Origin of the sequence: Pseudooceanicola endophyticus (assembly GCF_018760365.1) — a bacterium.
Lineage (GTDB): Bacteria > Pseudomonadota > Alphaproteobacteria > Rhodobacterales > Rhodobacteraceae > Pseudooceanicola > Pseudooceanicola endophyticus.
The window spans coordinates 145,834-162,798 of sequence record NZ_JAHIAB010000010.1 but is presented as its reverse complement, the minus strand read 5'-3'; the positions used below and the strand labels follow the sequence as shown (position 1 = coordinate 162,798).

The window sequence follows — 16,965 nt, the reverse complement described above, 5'->3', positions numbered from 1 at the left end:
TCAGACCGGCGCGGCCAGGGCCAGGATGGCGTCCAGGTCCAGATGCGCGGCGATGTGATCGGCCAGCGCATCCAGGGTGCGGTCCACGGCGGCGCCGTAGCCCGGCTGCGATTGCCCGCCGATGCCCGAAAGATAGGCGGCGCGGAAGCCGTCGGCGGCCAGCAGCCCGTGCAGGTAGCTGCCCCGGATGCGGCCATCCTGCGACGCCGCGCCCTCGGGGCGGCCCGCGACCTCAAGCCAGGCGCGGGTGCAGTCGGGGCCGGTGGTCTCGCCCAGGTGGATCTCGTAGCCGGTGAGGGCGCTGCCGCTCTCGGGGTGGCGGGCATCGCTCAGCGCCAGCCGCTTGGCCGGCGTCATCACGGTTTCCACGTCCAGCAGCCCCAGCCCCTCGTAGCGGCCCGGGCGCCCCTCGATCCCCTCGGGGTCCGAGACCGCGCGGCCCAGTATCTGATACCCGCCGCAAAGCCCCAGCACATGGCCGCCGCGCCGCACATGGGCGGCCAGGTCGATGTCCCAGCCATTGTCGCGGAAGGCCTGAAGATCGGCGATGGTGGATTTCGATCCCGGGATCAGCACCAGCGCGGCATCGCCCGGCAGCGGCTGGCCGGGCTGGATGATCATGAGCGTCACCCCCGGTTCCGCCGAAAGCGGATCGAGGTCGTCGAAATTGGCGATCCGGCCCAGGCGCGGCACGGCGATCTTCAGCGCGCCGGCATGGGCGGGCGCGCGGTCGAGGTCCATCACGTCCTCCGCCGGCAGGCGCCAGGCCTCGGGGAACCAGGGCAGCACCCCCATGGAGGGCCAGCCGGTATGATCGGAAATCGCGGTCAGCCCGTCATCGAAAAGCCGCGGATCGCCGCGGAACTTGTTGACCGCGAAGGCTTTCACCCGCGCGGCATCCTGCGGGGAAATCACCGCCTTCGTCCCGACGATCTGCGCGATCACGCCGCCCCGGTCGATGTCGCCCACCAGCAGGACCGGCACATCGGCGGCCTCGGCAAAGCCCATGTTGGCGATGTCGCGGGCGCGCAGGTTGACCTCGGCGGGGGAGCCGGCGCCCTCGATGATCACCAGATCGGCGCCGTCGCAGGTGATGCGGAAGCTTTCCAGCACCTTCTCCAGCAGCACGGGTTTCAGCGCGCCGTAGCCCATGGCGGGGGCGGTGGTCATGCGCTGGCCCTGCACGATGACCTGCGATCCGGTGTCGCTTTCGGGCTTCAGCAGCACCGGGTTCATGTGCACCGAGGGAGCGATCCGGCAGGCCTGCGCCTGCATCGCCTGGGCGCGGCCGATCTCGCCTCCGTCGGGGGTAACGGCGGCATTGTTGGACATGTTCTGCGGCTTGAAGGGGGCGACGCGCAGTCCGCGATTGGCGAAGGCGCGCGCCAGACCCGCGACCAGCATCGACTTGCCCACGTTGGAGCCCGTCCCCTGAACCATGATCGCGCGTGCCATTGCCGTCCCCCGTTCTGATCCGGGACGTTCTGCCACCGGGGCAGGGGGCGGACAATGAAAAACGCGCCCCGGGTGGGGACGCGCTTTTCAAGGGAGTCTCGGGAGTTCGAGAGAGATCAGGCTGCTTCGGCCTGTTCTGCCGCATGACGGCGTTCGCTTTCCTCGCGGGAGAGCGCGACAGAGGTCCGCACGCCTTTGGCGACGAATTCCATCAGGCCGGACACCACACGTTCGTTGGGGTCGATGCCGGCGCAGCTCAGCACTTCACGGCCATCGCGGGAACGGGCCCAGCGGGCGATCTGTTCCGGACCGTTGCCGTATTTCTTGTCGTCGGCAATTGCGTCGTCGAGAGCGGCAAGCACAACGGCCGCAAACAGTTTACGTGCGCGATTGCCCTGTTCGTTATTGAAGGCGGTGCCATCAACGAAGTCTTTCATGATCCGTCCTTGCTTATTGCTCTTGTGTTTCGGGCGTGCCGCCTCTTATGACTATTTTGGTTCGATTCGGGTAGCGCAATCACGCAGTCCCGTCATGCGTCATTTGCATGGCTTAAATCTTGGGCAGGGCGGTGCCCGGCTCAGCTTGCTTCGCAGCCGAAGGCTCTATATAGCCTGCGTTTCAGACGGTTCAACCATTCCAGGCGGCCCTGAATGCCCAAGATCAACGGTAACGAGATTCGTCCCGGCTTCGTGCTGGAACACAACGGGGGTCTGTGGGCCGCCGTGAAGGTCGACCACGTGAAGCCCGGCAAGGGCGGGGCCTTCGCCCAGGTCGAGATGAAGAACCTGCGCAACGGTTCCAAGCTGAACGAACGCTTCCGCAGTGTCGACAAGGTCGACCGCGTGTCCCTTGAAATCAAGGACATGCAGTTCCTCTTCGAGACCGACGGCATGCTGACCTTCATGGATATCGAGACCTTCGAACAGGTCGAGCTGCCCGCGGACCTGCTGGGCGAGCGTCGCCCCTTCCTGCAGGACGGCATGACCATCGCCGTGGAATTCTACGAGGAAGAGGCGCTGAACGCGACGCTTCCCGCCAAGGTGACCTGCAAGATCGTCGAGACCGAGCCGGTCGTGAAGGGCCAGACGGCCGCCAACAGCTTCAAGAAGGCGATTCTCGACAACGGCCTGAAGATCATGGTGCCGCCCTTCATCGCCCAGGATGAGGACGTGATCGTCAATACCGAAAGCATGGAATACTCCGAACGCGCCTGAGCGTGACCGGATCCGGATCGGGGGCTGCCGCGCGGATTGCGCGGCGGCCCTTTCCGTTTGCCGGAATGACCTCATACCAATGACCTGAACGCATGGCTTTTGCACAGGCCCTGTCCTGAGGCATGGGGTCGCAAGTTCGGGTTTCGGAGGCATCCGGGGCCGTGGAACTGCGGGGTTTGCGGGCTGGAAGGGCCGGTTTCGGGCTGTGTGGTGCGCGCGCCGGACGAAATGCCGTAAATTTGGGCATGTGCTGCCCGCTCAGGCATCCAGCCGCGTCAGCAGGTCCGCGACCAGGCCGGCATAGCCGCCGCCGAACAGCCTCAGATGCACCAGCGCGGGCCAGAGCTGATAGAGCGGGCGGCGTGCCTGCCAGCCCGGCGACAGGGGGCCGTAACCTTCCAGGAACGCGGCCGGAGGGCGTCCGAACAGACCCAGCATGGCCAGGTCGACCTCCGGATCGCCATGGCAGCAGGCCGGGTCGATCAGATGGATACGGCCGCCGGGGGCGACATGCAGGTTGCCCTGCCAGAGGTCGCCATGCAGCAGGGCAGGGTGGGGCCGGGCCGGCAGCAGATCGGGCAGCCGCGCAGCAAGCCGTTCCAGCCGGCGGGCCAGCGGGGCGGGCAGCGTGCCAAGGCCCTGCAGCAGCCGCGCCTCGGCCCAGAAACCGGGCCAGTCGGCGGGGCCGGAGCCCGGAATGTGCAGGGGACCGAAGGCGTAATCCTCGGGCCAGCCGTAGCCGTGGCCGGGGCTGTCGTGCAGGGCGCGCAGCCTGGCGCCGAAGCGCTGCCAGTCGGCGGCAGAACCATGGCCGGCGGGGCCAAGATAGCGCATCGCCAGCGCGCCCTCGGCGATCAGCAGCACCTCGGGCGTTGCGGCGCCGCGCTGCGCCAGCGCCTGCAGCATCCGCCCCTCGACCGCGACCAGCGGGCCGCGTTTCAGCACCACCGGCGCAGCGCCCTCAAGCTCCAGCAGCAGCACCTCCGAGAGGTCACCGCCATGCAGCGCACGGGTGCTGCGCAGGCCGTGGCCAAGCGCCTTGGCCACGGCCTGCGGGGTCATTGCGGCAGGGCGCGGATGCGGGCGGTGCCCGCGCTCAGCTCATCCTGCATCCGGTCAAAGCGCAGATGCGCCAGCGCGGCGCCCCCGGCCTGGGTGTAAAGCTGCCCGGCGGGCTTGTCGCCCGACAGGATCGGGGTGCCGGGCTCTGCGCTGCCTTCGATCGTGACGCGCACCAGGCCCTTCTTCAGCTCGGTCTTGTGCTTCATCCGGGCGGTGACCTCCTGACCGACGTAGCAGCCCTTGCGGAAATCGACGCCGTGCAGCCGCTCGAACCCGGCCTCGAGGATATAGGTGTCGGGCGTCAGCTCCAGCCCCGAGGCGGGGATCGCATGGGCCACGCGCAGCGCCGCCCAGTCGGTGCCGTCATCGCCGCCCTCGGGGCCGTAAAGCCGCCAGCCAAGGGCCGGATCGCGCGGATCGCTCACGGCGCCCTCGGGGGCGGGGCCGGTGCCGCGGCGCACCTTCAGATCGGTTTCCGCGATCTTCACGTCGGCGCGCAGCTTGTACATCGACAGCCGTTGCATCAGCGGCGCGGCCAGCGCTTCGGCACAATCCAGCAGGATCGCGTCGCCCTCGGCCAGCAGGATGAAATCGGCCAGGTACTTGCCCTGGGGCGTCAGCAGGGCGGCATAGACCGGCCCTTCGGGCAGCCGGTCGATATTGTTGGTCACGAGGTTCTGCAGAAAATGGTGCGCATCCGCGCCCGTCAGGCGCAGCACGCGGCGAGAGATTTCGGGATCGGTGTTCATCGGGTCATCGGGGCCTTCGCCCCCCTTGTTCTCGGAGCGGGTTATGGCCGAAGGTGCACCCCGGAACTGCGAAGGACAAGGGGTGCCATGCGGGCAAGACTATCGGTGATCGTGACCTGCCGGAACGGGCAGGCCCATCTGGGCGCCTGCGCCGCGGCGCTGTTCGAGGCGGTGCAGCTGGGTCTGCTGCGGGAACTGATCCTGGCCGATGGCGGATCCAGCGACGACACGCCCCTGATCGCCGAGGAACTGGGCGCCGAAGTCGTCAGCGCCTCGGGGGGGCGGGGCGCCTGGGCGGCGCGGGGTGCCGAGGCGGCGCAGGGCGACTGGCTGCTGTTCCTGCCCGTCGAAAGCATCCCCGAGCCCGGCTGGGCCGAGGCGGTGATCGCGCATCTGGGCGAAAGCGCCCCGGCGGTCTTTGCCCCCGAGACCGGCGGCCTGACGGGCAGCCTGCGCCGGATGCTGGGCGGCGTCGCGCCGGAACGGGGCCTGCTGATCCGGGCGGGGGACTATGCCCGCGCCGGTGGCCTGAGCGATGTGGAGCGCCCAGAGCGCGCCCTGCTGCGCGCCCTCGGGGCGAAGCCGAAGGTGCTGGAGGCGCGCCTCAGCCGCCGCGCAGAACGCGTAGCAGCCACCTGAAGAAACCGTCGCGCCGCCGCTCGGCGTCGAGGCCGGTGCGGCGCAGCCCGTCCAGTGCGCGGGCATCGGCGGTCTCGCCGTCGCGGCGGAACTGAAGGCCGTGCAGATGGGCATAGAGGCCGCCGCGCGCCAGCAATTCCTGGTGGGTGCCCTCATCGACGGCGCGCCCGGCCTCCATCACCACGATCTTGTCGGCCTCGCGCACGGTCGAGAGGCGGTGGGCGATGACCAGCGTCGTGCGCCCCTTCGCCAGCCGGTCCAGCGCCTCCTGCACCAGCGCCTCGGACTGCGCATCCAGCGCCGAGGTCGCCTCGTCCAGCAGCAGGATCGGGGTGTTGCGCAGCAGCGCGCGCGCGATCGCCACCCGTTGCCGCTGCCCGCCCGACAGCGCCGAGCCGCGCGGGCCCACCGGCGTCTCAAGGCCCTGCGGCAGCGTCGGCAGGAACTGCGTCACATGGGCGGCTTCCAGCGCCTCCTGAAGCTTGGCCTCGGGGACATCGGTGCGCCCCAGCAGGATGTTCTCGCGCAGGGTTTCGTCGAACAGCAGCGCGTCCTGGCTGACCACCGAGAAGAGGTCGCGCAGCGCCCCCAGCTCCAGCGCATCGACGCGGGTGTCGGCAACCAGCACGTCGCCGGCGTTCGGATCGACCAGCCGGGTCAGCAGGTTGAAGACGGTGGACTTGCCCGCCCCCGAAGCGCCGACCAGCGCCGTGGTCTTGCCGGCCTCGGCCACGAAGCTCAGGCCCTTCAGCACCTCGGTATCGCCATAGGACAGCCGCACGTCGCGCAGCGCGACCCCGGGGGTGCCGGGGGGCAGCGGTTTCGGATCGGCGGGCGACAGGATGCGGGGCTCGGTCTCCATCAGCTCCTTGATGCGCTCGATCGCGGCGGCGGCGGCCTGCCAGGTGCCGCTGACCGCGCCCAGACGGCGCAGCGGGTCGAAGACCAGCCCGATGGCGGTGAAGAAGGACATGAATTCGCCCACCGTCTTGGTGCCCTCGACGATCTCGCGGCCCCCGAAGAACAGCACGCCCAGAAAGCCCGCGCCCGCCATCAGGTCGATCAGCCCGGGGATCGCGGCAGAGCCGGTGGTCGAACGCACCTCGGCGCGCACCAGCTCGTCCGAGAGGGCGCCGAAGCGCTCGGACTGGTAGCGTTCCAGCCGGTTCAGCTTGACCGGGACGATGCCGTGAAAGATCTCGTCCAGGCGGGTTGCCAGCTTGGCGCCGGTGTCGCGCGCCTCGCGCGAGCGGGCGCGCACGAAGCGCTGCACCATCAGCGAGGGGGCGATCATCAGCGGCACGCCGACCAGCGCCACCAGCGTCCAGCGCCAGTCCACCGAGATCGCCACCCCCAGCAGGATGAAGACCGAGATCGCATCGCGCCCCGCGCCGGTCAGGATCGCCGCCCAGACCTGGTTGATGGAGTTCACGTCGCTCTGGATGCGTTGCAGCAGGAAGCCCGGCGGGTGGGTCTGGTGGAAGGTGCCGTCCTGGCGCATCATCTGCGCCAGCAGGTCCTTGCGCAGCTGCGCCGCGCTGCGCTGAGAGATCCGCGCCAGCAGCGCCCGCTGCCCGATGGAAGAGACCGCGCGCACCGCGAAGATCCCCATGATGGCGCCGCCCACCCAGCCAAGCGCACCGCCGTTGCCCTGGATGAAGACGGTGTCGAACATCGGCTTCATGATCCACGAGAGCGCCCCCAGCATGGAGCCCTCCAGCGACATCAGCAGGAAGGCCAGCAGCAGCGCCCAGGCATAGCCGCGCAGATAGCGCTTCCACAGCCACAGGGTCAGCCGCCCCGCCGATTCATGCTGCGGCGCGGGGACAGGCTTCGGGGGTGTTTCGCTCATAGGTTCCAGCCCATGCGCCGCCACCAGGGGCGGGCGTTGAAATCAGCCTGAATCGCGACCGGGTCGTAATGGTGCTCCAGCCAGTCCTCGAAACCGATGGGATTTTCGGCATTGTGGGCGGCATAGAGATCGAGCGTGTGATCAAGCACCCCGGTCTTGGTCCAGCGGAAGTGCACATGGCGCATGCACAGCATCCGGCGGGCCTCTTTCACCGGGCGCCCCTCGATCGTCATCAGGTAGATGGCCGAGGCAAAGCCGGCGCGGTCGGCGCCCGACTTGCAATGCATCACGAAGGGGCGGGGCAGGGTGCGGAAGGCCGCGATCACCTCCTGGATGTCCTCTTTCGGGACGGCGCGGCGGGCATTCAGCCGGCAGACCGAGAAGGCCAGGCCCAGTTCCGCGCAATTCTCGCGCTCGGTCAGGAAATGGGCGGAATGGCCCAGGCCGCGCAGGCTGAGGACGGTGGTGATTCCCTTCGCCTTCATCCGCGCCAGCTGACGGCGGTCGGGATGGTTGCAGCGGTAGACGCCGGGCGCGACGGTGGCAAAATTGCTCCAGTATTTCCGCAGGATCGCGTGATCGAACCAGAGGTTGTAGATGCGGGCCCGCCGCCGGTTCTCTGGACAGGAGAGATCGCAGTTGTAGTGCCTGCGCATGCGGCACTCCCAAGCCTTGAACCTGGCTCCGATGGTCATAGTCCGGCCTCTCCTTGCTCCACCCCGGCAGGGAGTTTCCGTGTAGGCGAGCGCTCCCTTCGTGGCAAGCGCGCCGGTCGTCGCGGCGCGGGGAAGCGCCGGGAGCGTGTCTTCCGTGGCGTCATGCGCCGCCCGGTCGGGCACCGGACGGGGGCGGATTGACCTTGTGCCGGGGCTGGCTAAAGCTTTGGCCGCCGGGTCCGCCGGCCTTCCGTACGATGAAAGGATATTCCATGAGCCTCGCCAACGGCCGCCCCTACCTCGCGATTCCCGGTCCCTCCGTGATGCCGGATGCCGTTCTGCAGGCCATGCACGCGCCCGCGCCCAACATCTACGAGGGGGGGCTGGTCACCCTGACCGAGACCCTGATCCCCGATCTTTGCGCCATCGCCGGCACCCGTCACCATGCCGCGATCTACATCGCCAACGGCCATGGCGCCTGGGAGGCCGCGCTGTCGAACGTGCTGGCTCCGGGCGACAAGGTCCTGGTGCCCTCGACCGGGCGCTTTGCCCATGGCTGGGCCGACATGGCCGAGGGCCTCGGGCTGGTCCCCGAGATCGTCGAGTTCGGCACCGCCGCCACCATCGACCCGGCCCGCGTGGCCGAGGTTCTGGCCGCCGATACCGACCATGCCTTCAAGGCGGTGATGTTCAGCCACGTGGACACCGCCAGTTCGGTGCGCAACGACCCGCAGGCCCTGCGCGCCATGCTGGACGAGCTGGGACACCCGGCGCTGCTGATGGCCGATTGCGTGGCCTCCCTCGGGGTGGAGCGTTTCGAGATGGACGCCTGGGGCGTCGATGTCATGGTCTCGGCCTCGCAGAAGGGTCTGATGACGCCGCCGGGTCTGGGCTTTGTCTTCTTCAACGACAAGGCGGCAGAGGTGCGCGCCGCGATGCCGCGGGTGTCGCGCTACTGGGACTGGGTGCCGCGGTCCAAGCCTGAGTTCTTCTACAACTACTTCGGCGGCACCGCGCCGACCCATCACCTGCTGGGCCTGCGCGCCGCGCTGGACATGATCAAGGCCGAGGGGCTGGAGAATGCCTTGGCGCGCCAGGCGAAGCTGGCCTCGGCGATCTGGGCCGCCTGCGAGGTCTGGGAAGAGGGCGGGGCGCTGCGGCTCAACATCCGGGACCGGGCGCTGCGCAGCCACGCGGTGACCGCGCTTGGCGTCGGGGTCGGCATGGGCGAGAAGCTGCGCCGCTGGACTGCCGACACCGCCGGGCTGACGCTGGGGCTGGGTCTGGGCATGTCGACGCCCGAGGATCCCAACGGCACCGGCTTTTTCCGGATCGGCCACATGGGCCACCTGAACGCCCATATGGTGCTGGGCGCCCTGGGCGTGATCGAGGCCGGGCTGACCGCGCTGGAGATTCCGCACGGCAAGGGCGGTCTGGAAGCGGCGGCGGCGGTGATCGCGCAGGGCTGAAGTAGATGCGCTGCGGCGTCGGGCCTTACGCGGCCCGGCGGCGCGCCAGCCAGCGGATGGCGAGGTTCAGCAGGTAGCCCGCGACCAGCACCCACTGGATGCCGAAGGCGGCCCAGAGGAAGCCGAAGATCCACAGCAGGTTGACGAAGCCCATCACCAGGACGGGGGTCGTGTAGTTCGGAGCGGGCGGGGCAAAAGGCGGGCGGGCGTAGGACATCGGGTTCTCTCAGGTTTCCCTTGCGACATGCCTCCCTGCGGCACGTCTTAACCCGTTCGCGTGCGGCGTCCAGCGGAAATACACCCAGAAGATGCGCGATCCCGCCCTTGCAGCATGGCGTGGGCGGGATCTGGCCGGCCCCCCGGGGGCACCGGGGCGGCCCGGCCTCAGGCCGGGGTGGCGACGCGGGCCAGCACCTGCGGGAAGACCGCTTCCAGCCGGTCAAGCTCTGCCGCCGGCCCGCAGGAGATCCGGATGCAGCGGTCCAGCGGGGCGACGCCGGGCATCCGGATGAAGATCCCCTCTTCGGCGAAGGCGGCGACCAGGGCGCGGGCATGGGCACCGTCCCGACCGCAATCGATCGCGACGAAATTGGTGGCCGAGGGCAGGGCGTTCAGCCCGTTGGCGGCGGCGATGGCGCCGATGCGCTCGCGCGCGCTTGCCACCTCGGCGCGGATATGGGCCAGCCAGTCCTGATCCTGCAGCGCCGCCAGCGCGCCGATCTGGGCGGTGCGGTTCATGCCGAAATGGTTGCGGACCTTGTCGAAGGCGGCGATCAGCGGTGCCTCGGCAATGGCATAGCCGACCCGGGCGCCGGCCATGCCGTAGCCCTTGGAGAAGGTGCGCATCCGGATCACCCGGGGATCGTCCATCGCGACCGGCGTGGCGGCGTCCTCGGGGGCCAGCTCGGCATAGGCCTCGTCGAGGATCAGCAGCGTGCCCTCGGGCAGGGCTTCCAGCGCTTCGGCAACTTTCGCGCCGGGCAGGTAGTTGCCCATCGGGTTGTCGGGGTTGGCGAAGTAGACCAGCTTGGCATCGACCTCGGCGGCGCGGGCGATCAGCGCCGGCAGGTCCTCATGGTCGTCGCGGTAGGGCACGGTGTGAATCGTGCCGCCGTAGCCCGCGACATGGTAGTTGAAGGTCGGGTAGCCGCCCAGAGAGGTGACGATGCTGTCGCCCGGGGCCACGGTCAGCCGCACCAGGTCGCCCAGAAGGCCGTCGATGCCCTGACCAACCACGATGTTCTCGGGCCGGCAGCTCCAGAAGGCGGCCAGGGCCTCGCGCAGGTCATGGCTGGAACTGTCGCCGTATTTCCAGATTTCTTCCGAAGCCGCCTGCATCGCGGCAACGGCGCGGGGCGAACAGCCGAAGCCGTTCTCGTTCGCGCCAAGACGGGCGGTGAACGGGGCGCCGCGCTGTCGTTCCATCTCTTCGGGCCCGACGAAGGGCACGGTCGAGGGCAGGGCGGCGGCAAGCGGGGTCAGGCGGGCGTGGGTCATTGCGCTGAGGTAGCGCCGGGGGACGTGCCGCGCAAGACCCTTGTTTCACTGGCGCAGGCGGATGTGCAGGCGCATCGGGCGAGTGCCGGCACGGCTCAGCTCCCGGCGCGGGAGGCGGCAGGCCCCTCGGGGCGGAACAGCGTGCTGGAAGAGATCGAGAACAGCCCCGTTCCGTGCCGCCGGATCTGCCCGTCGCGGACCAGCGTTCCGAACAGGCGCAGCCCTTCCTCGCGGTCGAAGTCTTCCGTCAGGACCTGGCGGACCCGGCCCATCAGCTGCGGACGCGAGAAACTGTCGCGCTTCAGCACGAGGTTGAGGTAGCAGGCGGCGGCCTGGATCAGCGCGGCCATGTCATGGGCGCCGACCTCGGCGGCATAGTCGGGAAAGCTCAGGGTGCCGAGCGGCACATCATCGTCTTCCGGCGCCTGGGTCCGGTCCTCGGGCACCCGCTGCTCGGCCACCAGCTTGAGCGGGGCGGCCTGCGGCGGCGGCGGGGCCTGGCGGACCGCCTGTTTCAGGTCGTCCCGATAGGGGCCCGAGACATCCTCGGCCGGCGCGTCCGGGGCACCGGCATCGGCAGCCTGGCGCAGGGCGGCCAGGGTGGCACGCCGCTGGGTGGCGGCATCCTCTTCGTGATGCTCGTCGGTTTCGCGCAGCAGCCGTTCCAGCTCGGGATCGGTGGCGGCGACGGGGGGCGCGCTTGCCTCCTCCGTCCGGGTGTCCGGAGCCGGGGGCGGGCCAGGCATGGCGCGCAGCAGGCCGGGCAGCTGCATTCCCTCGGCCCGGATTTCGGCGGAAAGCGCCGCCAGTTCGCGCTCCAGCTCGCTGGCTTCGCCGGGGGCGGGCGGTGGCGGGCTGGCGCGGGGCAGGAAATCCTCGGACCAGGTGATGGCATCGGCGGCCTCGGCCCGGGCCAGCCGTTCAAGCAGCGAAAGGCCGGCGTCGGGGTCCTCCGCGACGGAGGCGGCCTCGGGATCGTCTTCCTCGTCCTCCTCGTCCTGCGGCGGATCCTGGGGCCAGGGGCTCAGGTTCAGCCGGGGCGGGGCCAGCATCTGCTCCTGCGGGGGGCGGTCCGTCCCGGCCTCTTCCTCTTGCGGCGCCGGGGCGGCGGGCTGAGGGGGGGCGGAGGGCTGCGGGGCAGGGGGCGCCTCGGCCCTGGGCCGGGGCGGCGGATCGGCGGGCGCCCGGCTCCAGACCGGCGTCTTCAGCGGTGGTTCCTCTGCGGCGGGTTCCGTCTCTGGCCCTGTCACGGACCCGGCCTCGGGCGCGAAAAGCAGGATTTCCTCGAAATCGCCGGTGACCGGCGGGGGCGTTTCTGCTTCGGCCTCGCCCTCGTCTTCCGGTGTCTCGGGCCCGGCCTCGCGCAGCACCACGCCGCCGGGCACATCCTGGCGTTCGATCGGCACCGACAGGCCACGGGCGGCCAGCGCGGCCAGCACCTGGGGATCGGGCGGCGCGGGCTCGGCGCCGAAGTGACGGTCGCGGGCCGACAGGTCGCGGAAATACTCCGCGATCAGGGTCATCGCCCCGAAGGCATCCTCGAACCCCTCCAGCGTGCAGGAGAAGGTTCCGTAGGACACGGTCAGGATCTTCCGCTGGTCAGCCACTTTACTTCCCGCTCAATCTGACGCTACCGAACATTGGGGACAGCCCCCCTGATGCCGTCCCGGCATGGACCGGAGGATCCGATTCTGCCAAGTGGGCCTGCTCTTTGTGGCGAGAATGTGGTTACCGTTCAATTTACTCGAAAGGGAAGACCCCTGGAAATCGTCATGGAAAGCGCCGGCCCCGTTGCCCTGATCGGCGGCGGAGAGGTCCCCGATCCGGTGGCCGAACGGCTGCTGTCCCTCTGCGGTCCGGTGGTGGCGGCGGATGGCGGGGCGGACTGGCTGCTGCGGCACGGACGCATGCCCGACGCGGTGATCGGCGACATGGATTCCCTGTCGCTGACCCGCCAGCGCCACCTGCCGCCGGACCGGCTTTTCCGCATCGCCGAGCAAGACAGCACCGATTTTGAGAAATGCCTGTCGCGGATCGCTGCGCCGCTTGTCATGGGCACCGGCTTCCTGGGCCAGCGCGCCGATCACATGTTGGCGGCGCTGACGGTGCTGGCACGCTATCCGGAGCGGCGCTGCCTGCTGGCGGGCCCGGAGGACATCGTCTTCCTCTGCCCGCCCGAGCTGGCGCTGGAGCGTCCCCGGGGCGAGCGTTTCTCGCTCTGGCCGCTGGGGCCGGTGCGGGGCCGCTCCGAGGGGCTGGAATGGCCCATCGACGGCCTTGGTTTCGCCCCCGACGACCGGGTCGGCACCTCGAACCGGATCAGCGGGCCGCTGCGGCTGCACATGGAGGCCCCGGCGATGCTGGTGCTGATGCCGGTCGCCGCCCTGGAAGAGGTCGCCGCGCGGCTGCTCTCGGCCCCCGGCAGCTGGCCGGCGCGCTGAGGGATCAGCAGTTCGGCACGTTCACCGCGAGCCCCCCCAGAGAGGTCTCCTTGTAGTGTTCGTGCATGTCGCGCCCGGTCTGGCGCATGGTCTCGATGCAGGCATCGAGCGGCACGAAATGGCGCCCGTCGCCGCGCAGCGCGAGGCTTGCCGCACTGACCGCCTTGATGGCACCCAGGCCGTTCCTCTCGATGCAGGGCACCTGCACCAGGCCCTTCACCGGGTCGCAGGTCATGCCCAGGTGATGTTCCAGCGCGATCTCGGCGGCGTTCTCGACCTGCTCGGGGGTGCCGCCCATGACGGCGCACAGCCCGGCGGCGGCCATGGCGGCGGCACTGCCGACCTCGGCCTGACAGCCCGCCTCGGCGCCCGAGATCGAGGCATTGTATTTCACCAGCCCGCCGATGGCGGCGGCGGTCAGGAAGAATTCGGTCAGCCGCTCGCGCGAGGCGGTGGGCACATGGGTCAGCCAGTAGCGCACCACGGCGGGCATGACGCCGGCGGCGCCGTTGGTGGGGGCGGTGACGACCTGGCCCCCGGCGGCGTTCTCCTCGTTCACCGCCATGGCGTAGCAGCTGATCCAGTCGTTGACGACATGAGGCGGCGCCAGGTTGCGCCCGGCTTCCTCGACCAGCTGGTCATGCAGGGCGCCGGCGCGGCGGCGCACCGCCAGCCCCCCGGGCAACAGACCCTCGCCCTTCAGACCGCGCTCGATGCAGTCCGACATCACCTTCCAGATCTGCCCGATCCCGTCGGAGACATCGGGCCGCCCCCGCGCGGTCTCGTTCGCGGCCTTCATCTGGGCGATGCTCAGCCCGGAATGGCGCGCCATCTCCAGCATCTCGGCGGCGGATTTGAACGGGTAGGGGATGGAGGGCCCCTCGGCCTTGTCCTGGCCCGCGGCCAGCTCCGCCTCGGTCAGCACGAAGCCCCCGCCGACGGAGTAATAGACCTCCGAGAGGATGACGTCGCCCTGGCCGTCCAGCGCCTCGATCCGCATCCCGTTCGGGTGCCCGGGCAGGGCGCGGTCGAAATCAAAGACCAGGTCCAGTGCCGGATCAAAGGCGATCTCCGGCAGGCCGCCGGGCCGCAGCACCTTCTCGGCGGCGATCCGCGCCTGCGCCACCTCGGCCTTCTGCGCGTCGAAGCTTTCCAGCACGAACCCGTCCAGACCCAGGATCACCGCCCGGTCGGTGGCATGGCCGCGCCCGGTGAAGGCGAGCGAGCCGTGCAGCACCGCGCGCAGCCGCTTGGCCTGGAAGGGCGCGTCCCGCAGCCGGTCCAGGAACCGCCCCGCCGCCACCATCGGCCCCATGGTATGGGAGGACGACGGGCCGATACCGATCTTGAAGATCTCGAAGACGGACAGAAACATATGGGACAGCTCCAGCTTTTGCCGCGCCAGCCTATCCGTTCCACGCCCCCCTGTGCCACCAAAAGCGACCCCTTCCGATCCGCCCGCGCCGCCGCCCGTCTTTCATCTTTCCCCAAATATGCCCGCCGGAGGCGCCCTAAGCCCAACCCGCCGCCGCCCTCTTTCTGCAAATTCGGCCGCCGGAGGCGGGGTGCGCAACCACCCCCGGGGGCGCGCGCACCCCCGCACCTTTTCCCCCCTCGCATCCCCGCGCCGATCTTTCTATAACGCCCGCGAACCTTCCGGAGAGCACCATGACCCTCGACCTGTCCCCGGCCGATCGTGCCAAGTTCGCAACCGCCCGCCGCGCCGTCGACTTCGTCGAGGACGGCATGCGCCTGGGCCTCGGGACCGGCAGCACCGCCGCCTGGATGGTGCGTTGCCTGGCGGCCCGCATCCGCGACGAGGGGCTCAACATCACCACCGTCGCCACCTCGACCCGCACCGCCGAACAGGCCCGTTCCCTCGGCATCAAGGTCGTCACCCTGGACGAGGCGAAATGGCTCGACCTGACCATCGACGGGGCGGATGAATTCGACGCCGACCTGAACCTCATCAAGGGCGGCGGCGGCGCGCATCTTCAGGAAAAGATCGTCGCCACCGCCTCCGACCGGATGGTCGTCATCGCCGACCCCTCCAAGGAGGTCGAGACCCTGGGCGCCTTCCCGCTGCCGCTGGAAGTGCTGGCCTTCGGGCTGAACGCCTCGCGCACCCTGGTCGAGCAGGCGCTGACCTCGCTCGACGTGGCCGGCCGCGAGGCGGTGCTGCGGATGAACGGCGACCAGCCCTACCGCACCGACGAGGGCAACTGCATCCTCGATCTGCACCTGCGCCGCATCGGCGATCCGCGCCAGCTCTCGATGGTGATGAACCAGATCCCGGGCGTGGTTGAAAACGGGCTTTTCATTGATATCTGTGACGCCGTGGTGATCGGTCACGCGGATGGCCGCACCGAAACCCGCGACATCGCCACCGGCAGCATCGACGAGCGTCAGATCGACCTGGACGCCGCCTTCGCCACCCTCGGCAACTGATCCGGGCGCCGGACGGCGACCGCAGCCCAGAAGACGCCCAGAATACAAGGCCGCCCGTTTTTCCTCCCCAAGAGGCGGCCCGGACCGGACAAGGAGCCCAGCATGACTTTCGATTATGATCTCTTCGTGATCGGCGCAGGATCGGGCGGCGTGCGCGCCGGCCGTGTCGCCGCCGCCCAGGGCGCCAAGGTCGCCATCGCCGAGGAAAGCCGCTACGGCGGCACCTGCGTGATCCGTGGCTGCGTGCCCAAGAAGCTGATGGTCTTCGCCTCGGGCTATGGCCGCATGGCCGCCGAGGGCCGCGCCTATGGCTGGGACATCGAGGAGAAGGGCTTTGACTGGGACGCCTTCAAGGTCAAGCTCAACGCCGAGCTCGACCGCCTGGAAGGGGTCTACCAGCGCCTGCTGGACGGCTCGGGCGTCGAGAAGTTCCACCAGCGCGCGACGCTGGTCGATGCCCATACGGTGGCGCTGGCCGACGGCACCACGAAGACCGCCAAGCACATCCTGATCGCCACCGGCGGCCGTCCGGTGCGCCCGGCGATCCCGGGGGCGGAGCTGGGCCTCGTCTCGGACGACATCTTCGACATGCCGACCCTGCCCAAGCGCGTGCTGATCGTCGGCGGCGGCTACATCGGCTGCGAATTTGCCGGCATCCTGAACGGTCTGGGCTCTGAGGTGACGCAGTTCTACCGCGGCGAGCAGGTGCTGCGCGGCTTCGACAACGAGGCCCGCGACCTGATCGCGACCGAGATGCGCGCGGCCGGCATCGACCTGCGCACCGGCATCGACGTGACGGCGCTGGAACAGGACGGTGCGGCGATCAAGGTCGCGGCCACCGATGGCGAAAGCTACAGCTTCGACGCGGTGATCTTCGCGACGGGCCGCAAGCCCAACACCGATGGTCTGGGCCTTGAGGGCGCCAATGTCGGCATGGGGGCCAAGGGGCAGATCCTGGTCGATGACTACAGCCAGACCGCCGTGCCCTCGATCTACGCCATCGGCGACGTCACCGACCGCGTGCAGCTGACCCCCGTCGCGATCCGCGAGGGCATGGCCTTCGTCGAGACCGTCTTCAAGGGCAATGCCACCAAGCCCGACCACGAGCTGATCCCGACTGCCGTCTTCACCCAGCCCGAACTTGGCACTGTGGGCCTGTCGGAAGAGGAGGCTCTGGCCAGCTCGAAGGAGCCGCTTGAGATCTACACGACCTCCTTCAAGCCGATGCAGCAGAGCTTTGCCGGCACCGCCGCGCAGAAGATCCTGATGAAGCTGGTGGTCGCGGCCGAAAGCCGCACGGTGCTGGGCTGCCACATCGTCGGCCCCTCCGCCGGAGAGATGATCCAGCTGGCCGGCATCGCGGTGAAGATGGGCGCCACGAAGGAAGATTTCGACCGCACCGTGGCCGTGCACCCGACCGCCGCCGAAGAGCTGGTGACCATGAAAACCCCGACCCGGATCCTGACGCCGGGGTCCTGAGCCT

Annotated in this window: 16 protein-coding genes; 6 read left to right on the top strand and 10 right to left on the bottom strand. The window is 69.4% G+C overall.

The features are described 5' to 3' along the window. A complete protein-coding gene (locus KM176_RS17240; protein WP_160895096.1) occupies positions 1–1,455 on the bottom strand; it encodes a cobyric acid synthase in 1,455 nt (484 codons plus the stop codon). A gap of 116 nt (positions 1,456–1,571) precedes the next feature. Next, complete coding sequence (locus KM176_RS17235; protein WP_160895097.1) at positions 1,572–1,892, bottom strand: DUF6280 family protein; 321 nt, start codon at positions 1,890–1,892, stop codon at positions 1,572–1,574. 213 nt (positions 1,893–2,105) lie between these two features. Between KM176_RS17235 and efp the strand changes: the two genes are divergently transcribed. Further along, entirely contained in the window at positions 2,106–2,669 is a 564-nt protein-coding gene (efp, locus tag KM176_RS17230; protein ID WP_160895098.1) for an elongation factor P, read from the top strand. A gap of 258 nt (positions 2,670–2,927) precedes the next feature. Here efp and KM176_RS17225 read toward each other — a convergent pair whose 3' ends face one another. Both KM176_RS17225 and ygfZ read right to left on the bottom strand, forming a co-directional pair. Next, positions 2,928–3,731, bottom strand: coding sequence for a fructosamine kinase family protein (locus tag KM176_RS17225; RefSeq protein WP_160895099.1), 804 nt, complete (start codon positions 3,729–3,731; stop codon positions 2,928–2,930). Beyond that, positions 3,728–4,480 (bottom strand): CAF17-like 4Fe-4S cluster assembly/insertion protein YgfZ, encoded by a 753-nt coding sequence (gene ygfZ / locus KM176_RS17220; RefSeq protein WP_160895100.1) that lies wholly within the window; start codon positions 4,478–4,480, stop codon positions 3,728–3,730. Before ygfZ ends, KM176_RS17225 begins: the two co-directional genes overlap by 4 nt. Positions 4,481–4,567: 87 nt before the next feature. On the opposite strand from ygfZ, the gene KM176_RS17215 reads away from it, so the two are divergent. Then, on the top strand, positions 4,568–5,119 hold the full coding sequence (locus KM176_RS17215; RefSeq protein ID WP_160895101.1) for a glycosyltransferase: 552 nt from the start codon (positions 4,568–4,570) through the stop codon (positions 5,117–5,119). Here KM176_RS17215 and KM176_RS17210 read toward each other — a convergent pair. Beyond that, on the bottom strand, positions 5,085–6,971 hold the full coding sequence (locus tag KM176_RS17210) for an ABC transporter ATP-binding protein (RefSeq protein WP_160895102.1): 1,887 nt from the start codon (positions 6,969–6,971) through the stop codon (positions 5,085–5,087). The two genes, KM176_RS17215 and KM176_RS17210, sit on opposite strands and share 35 nt — an antisense overlap. Continuing rightward, positions 6,968–7,627, bottom strand: coding sequence for a tyrosine-protein phosphatase (locus KM176_RS17205; RefSeq protein ID WP_236045352.1), 660 nt, complete (start codon positions 7,625–7,627; stop codon positions 6,968–6,970). The genes KM176_RS17210 and KM176_RS17205 overlap by 4 nt, the downstream gene beginning before the upstream one ends. 272 nt (positions 7,628–7,899) lie before the next feature. Here KM176_RS17205 and KM176_RS17200 point away from each other — a divergent pair, with 272 nt between their 5' ends. Continuing rightward, positions 7,900–9,096, top strand: coding sequence for a pyridoxal-phosphate-dependent aminotransferase family protein (locus KM176_RS17200; protein WP_160895104.1), 1,197 nt, complete (start codon positions 7,900–7,902; stop codon positions 9,094–9,096). Between the two features lie 25 nt (positions 9,097–9,121). Here the strand turns inward: KM176_RS17200 and KM176_RS17195 are convergent, their stop codons facing one another. From KM176_RS17195 to KM176_RS17185, 3 genes are all read right to left on the bottom strand, one after another. Continuing rightward, a complete protein-coding gene (locus KM176_RS17195) occupies positions 9,122–9,313 on the bottom strand; it encodes a hypothetical protein (protein WP_160895105.1) in 192 nt (63 codons plus the stop codon). A 167-nt stretch (positions 9,314–9,480) separates the two neighbouring features. Beyond that, positions 9,481–10,593, bottom strand: a complete 1,113-nt coding sequence (locus KM176_RS17190) for a pyridoxal phosphate-dependent aminotransferase (protein ID WP_160895106.1) — start codon at positions 10,591–10,593, stop codon at positions 9,481–9,483. A gap of 95 nt (positions 10,594–10,688) precedes the next feature. Beyond that, a complete protein-coding gene (locus KM176_RS17185; protein ID WP_160895107.1) occupies positions 10,689–12,200 on the bottom strand; it encodes a hypothetical protein in 1,512 nt (503 codons plus the stop codon). Between the two features lie 165 nt (positions 12,201–12,365). Here KM176_RS17185 and KM176_RS17180 point away from each other — a divergent pair, with 165 nt between their 5' ends. Beyond that, positions 12,366–13,034, top strand: coding sequence for a thiamine diphosphokinase (locus KM176_RS17180; protein WP_202397867.1), 669 nt, complete (start codon positions 12,366–12,368; stop codon positions 13,032–13,034). A 4-nt stretch (positions 13,035–13,038) separates the two neighbouring features. On the opposite strand, the gene KM176_RS17175 is transcribed toward KM176_RS17180, so the two are convergent. Then, on the bottom strand, positions 13,039–14,409 hold the full coding sequence (locus KM176_RS17175) for an L-serine ammonia-lyase (protein WP_160895109.1): 1,371 nt from the start codon (positions 14,407–14,409) through the stop codon (positions 13,039–13,041). A gap of 293 nt (positions 14,410–14,702) precedes the next feature. On the opposite strand from KM176_RS17175, the gene rpiA reads away from it, so the two are divergent. Next, positions 14,703–15,482, top strand: a complete 780-nt coding sequence (gene rpiA / locus KM176_RS17170) for a ribose-5-phosphate isomerase RpiA (RefSeq protein ID WP_160895110.1) — start codon at positions 14,703–14,705, stop codon at positions 15,480–15,482. A 102-nt stretch (positions 15,483–15,584) separates the two neighbouring features. After that, positions 15,585–16,961: a glutathione-disulfide reductase gene (gene gor / locus KM176_RS17165; protein ID WP_160895111.1), complete on the top strand. Its 1,377-nt coding sequence runs from the start codon at positions 15,585–15,587 to the stop codon at positions 16,959–16,961. Positions 16,962–16,965: the final 4 nt, after the last annotated feature.

Excerpts from the sequence above, each read along its gene's own strand:
- KM176_RS17200 (WP_160895104.1), top strand. The coding sequence starts at position 7,900 with ATGAGCCTCGCCAACGGCCGCCCCTACCTCGCGATTCCCGGTCCCTCC.
- efp (WP_160895098.1), top strand. The coding sequence starts at position 2,106 with ATGCCCAAGATCAACGGTAACGAGATTCGTCCCGGCTTCGTGCTGGAA.
- KM176_RS17190 (WP_160895106.1), bottom strand. The coding sequence starts at position 10,593 with ATGACCCACGCCCGCCTGACCCCGCTTGCCGCCGCCCTGCCCTCGACC.
- KM176_RS17210 (WP_160895102.1), bottom strand. The coding sequence starts at position 6,971 with ATGAGCGAAACACCCCCGAAGCCTGTCCCCGCGCCGCAGCATGAATCG.
- KM176_RS17225 (WP_160895099.1), bottom strand. The coding sequence starts at position 3,731 with ATGACCCCGCAGGCCGTGGCCAAGGCGCTTGGCCACGGCCTGCGCAGC.
- KM176_RS17205 (WP_236045352.1), bottom strand. The coding sequence starts at position 7,627 with ATGCGCAGGCACTACAACTGCGATCTCTCCTGTCCAGAGAACCGGCGG.
- rpiA (WP_160895110.1), top strand. The coding sequence starts at position 14,703 with ATGACCCTCGACCTGTCCCCGGCCGATCGTGCCAAGTTCGCAACCGCC.
- gor (WP_160895111.1), top strand. The coding sequence starts at position 15,585 with ATGACTTTCGATTATGATCTCTTCGTGATCGGCGCAGGATCGGGCGGC.
- KM176_RS17195 (WP_160895105.1), bottom strand. The coding sequence starts at position 9,313 with ATGTCCTACGCCCGCCCGCCTTTTGCCCCGCCCGCTCCGAACTACACG.
- KM176_RS17215 (WP_160895101.1), top strand. The coding sequence starts at position 4,568 with ATGCGGGCAAGACTATCGGTGATCGTGACCTGCCGGAACGGGCAGGCC.
- KM176_RS17240 (WP_160895096.1), bottom strand. The coding sequence starts at position 1,455 with ATGGCACGCGCGATCATGGTTCAGGGGACGGGCTCCAACGTGGGCAAG.
- ygfZ (WP_160895100.1), bottom strand. The coding sequence starts at position 4,480 with ATGAACACCGATCCCGAAATCTCTCGCCGCGTGCTGCGCCTGACGGGC.
- KM176_RS17235 (WP_160895097.1), bottom strand. The coding sequence starts at position 1,892 with ATGAAAGACTTCGTTGATGGCACCGCCTTCAATAACGAACAGGGCAAT.
- KM176_RS17175 (WP_160895109.1), bottom strand. The coding sequence starts at position 14,409 with ATGTTTCTGTCCGTCTTCGAGATCTTCAAGATCGGTATCGGCCCGTCG.
- KM176_RS17180 (WP_202397867.1), top strand. The coding sequence starts at position 12,366 with ATGGAAAGCGCCGGCCCCGTTGCCCTGATCGGCGGCGGAGAGGTCCCC.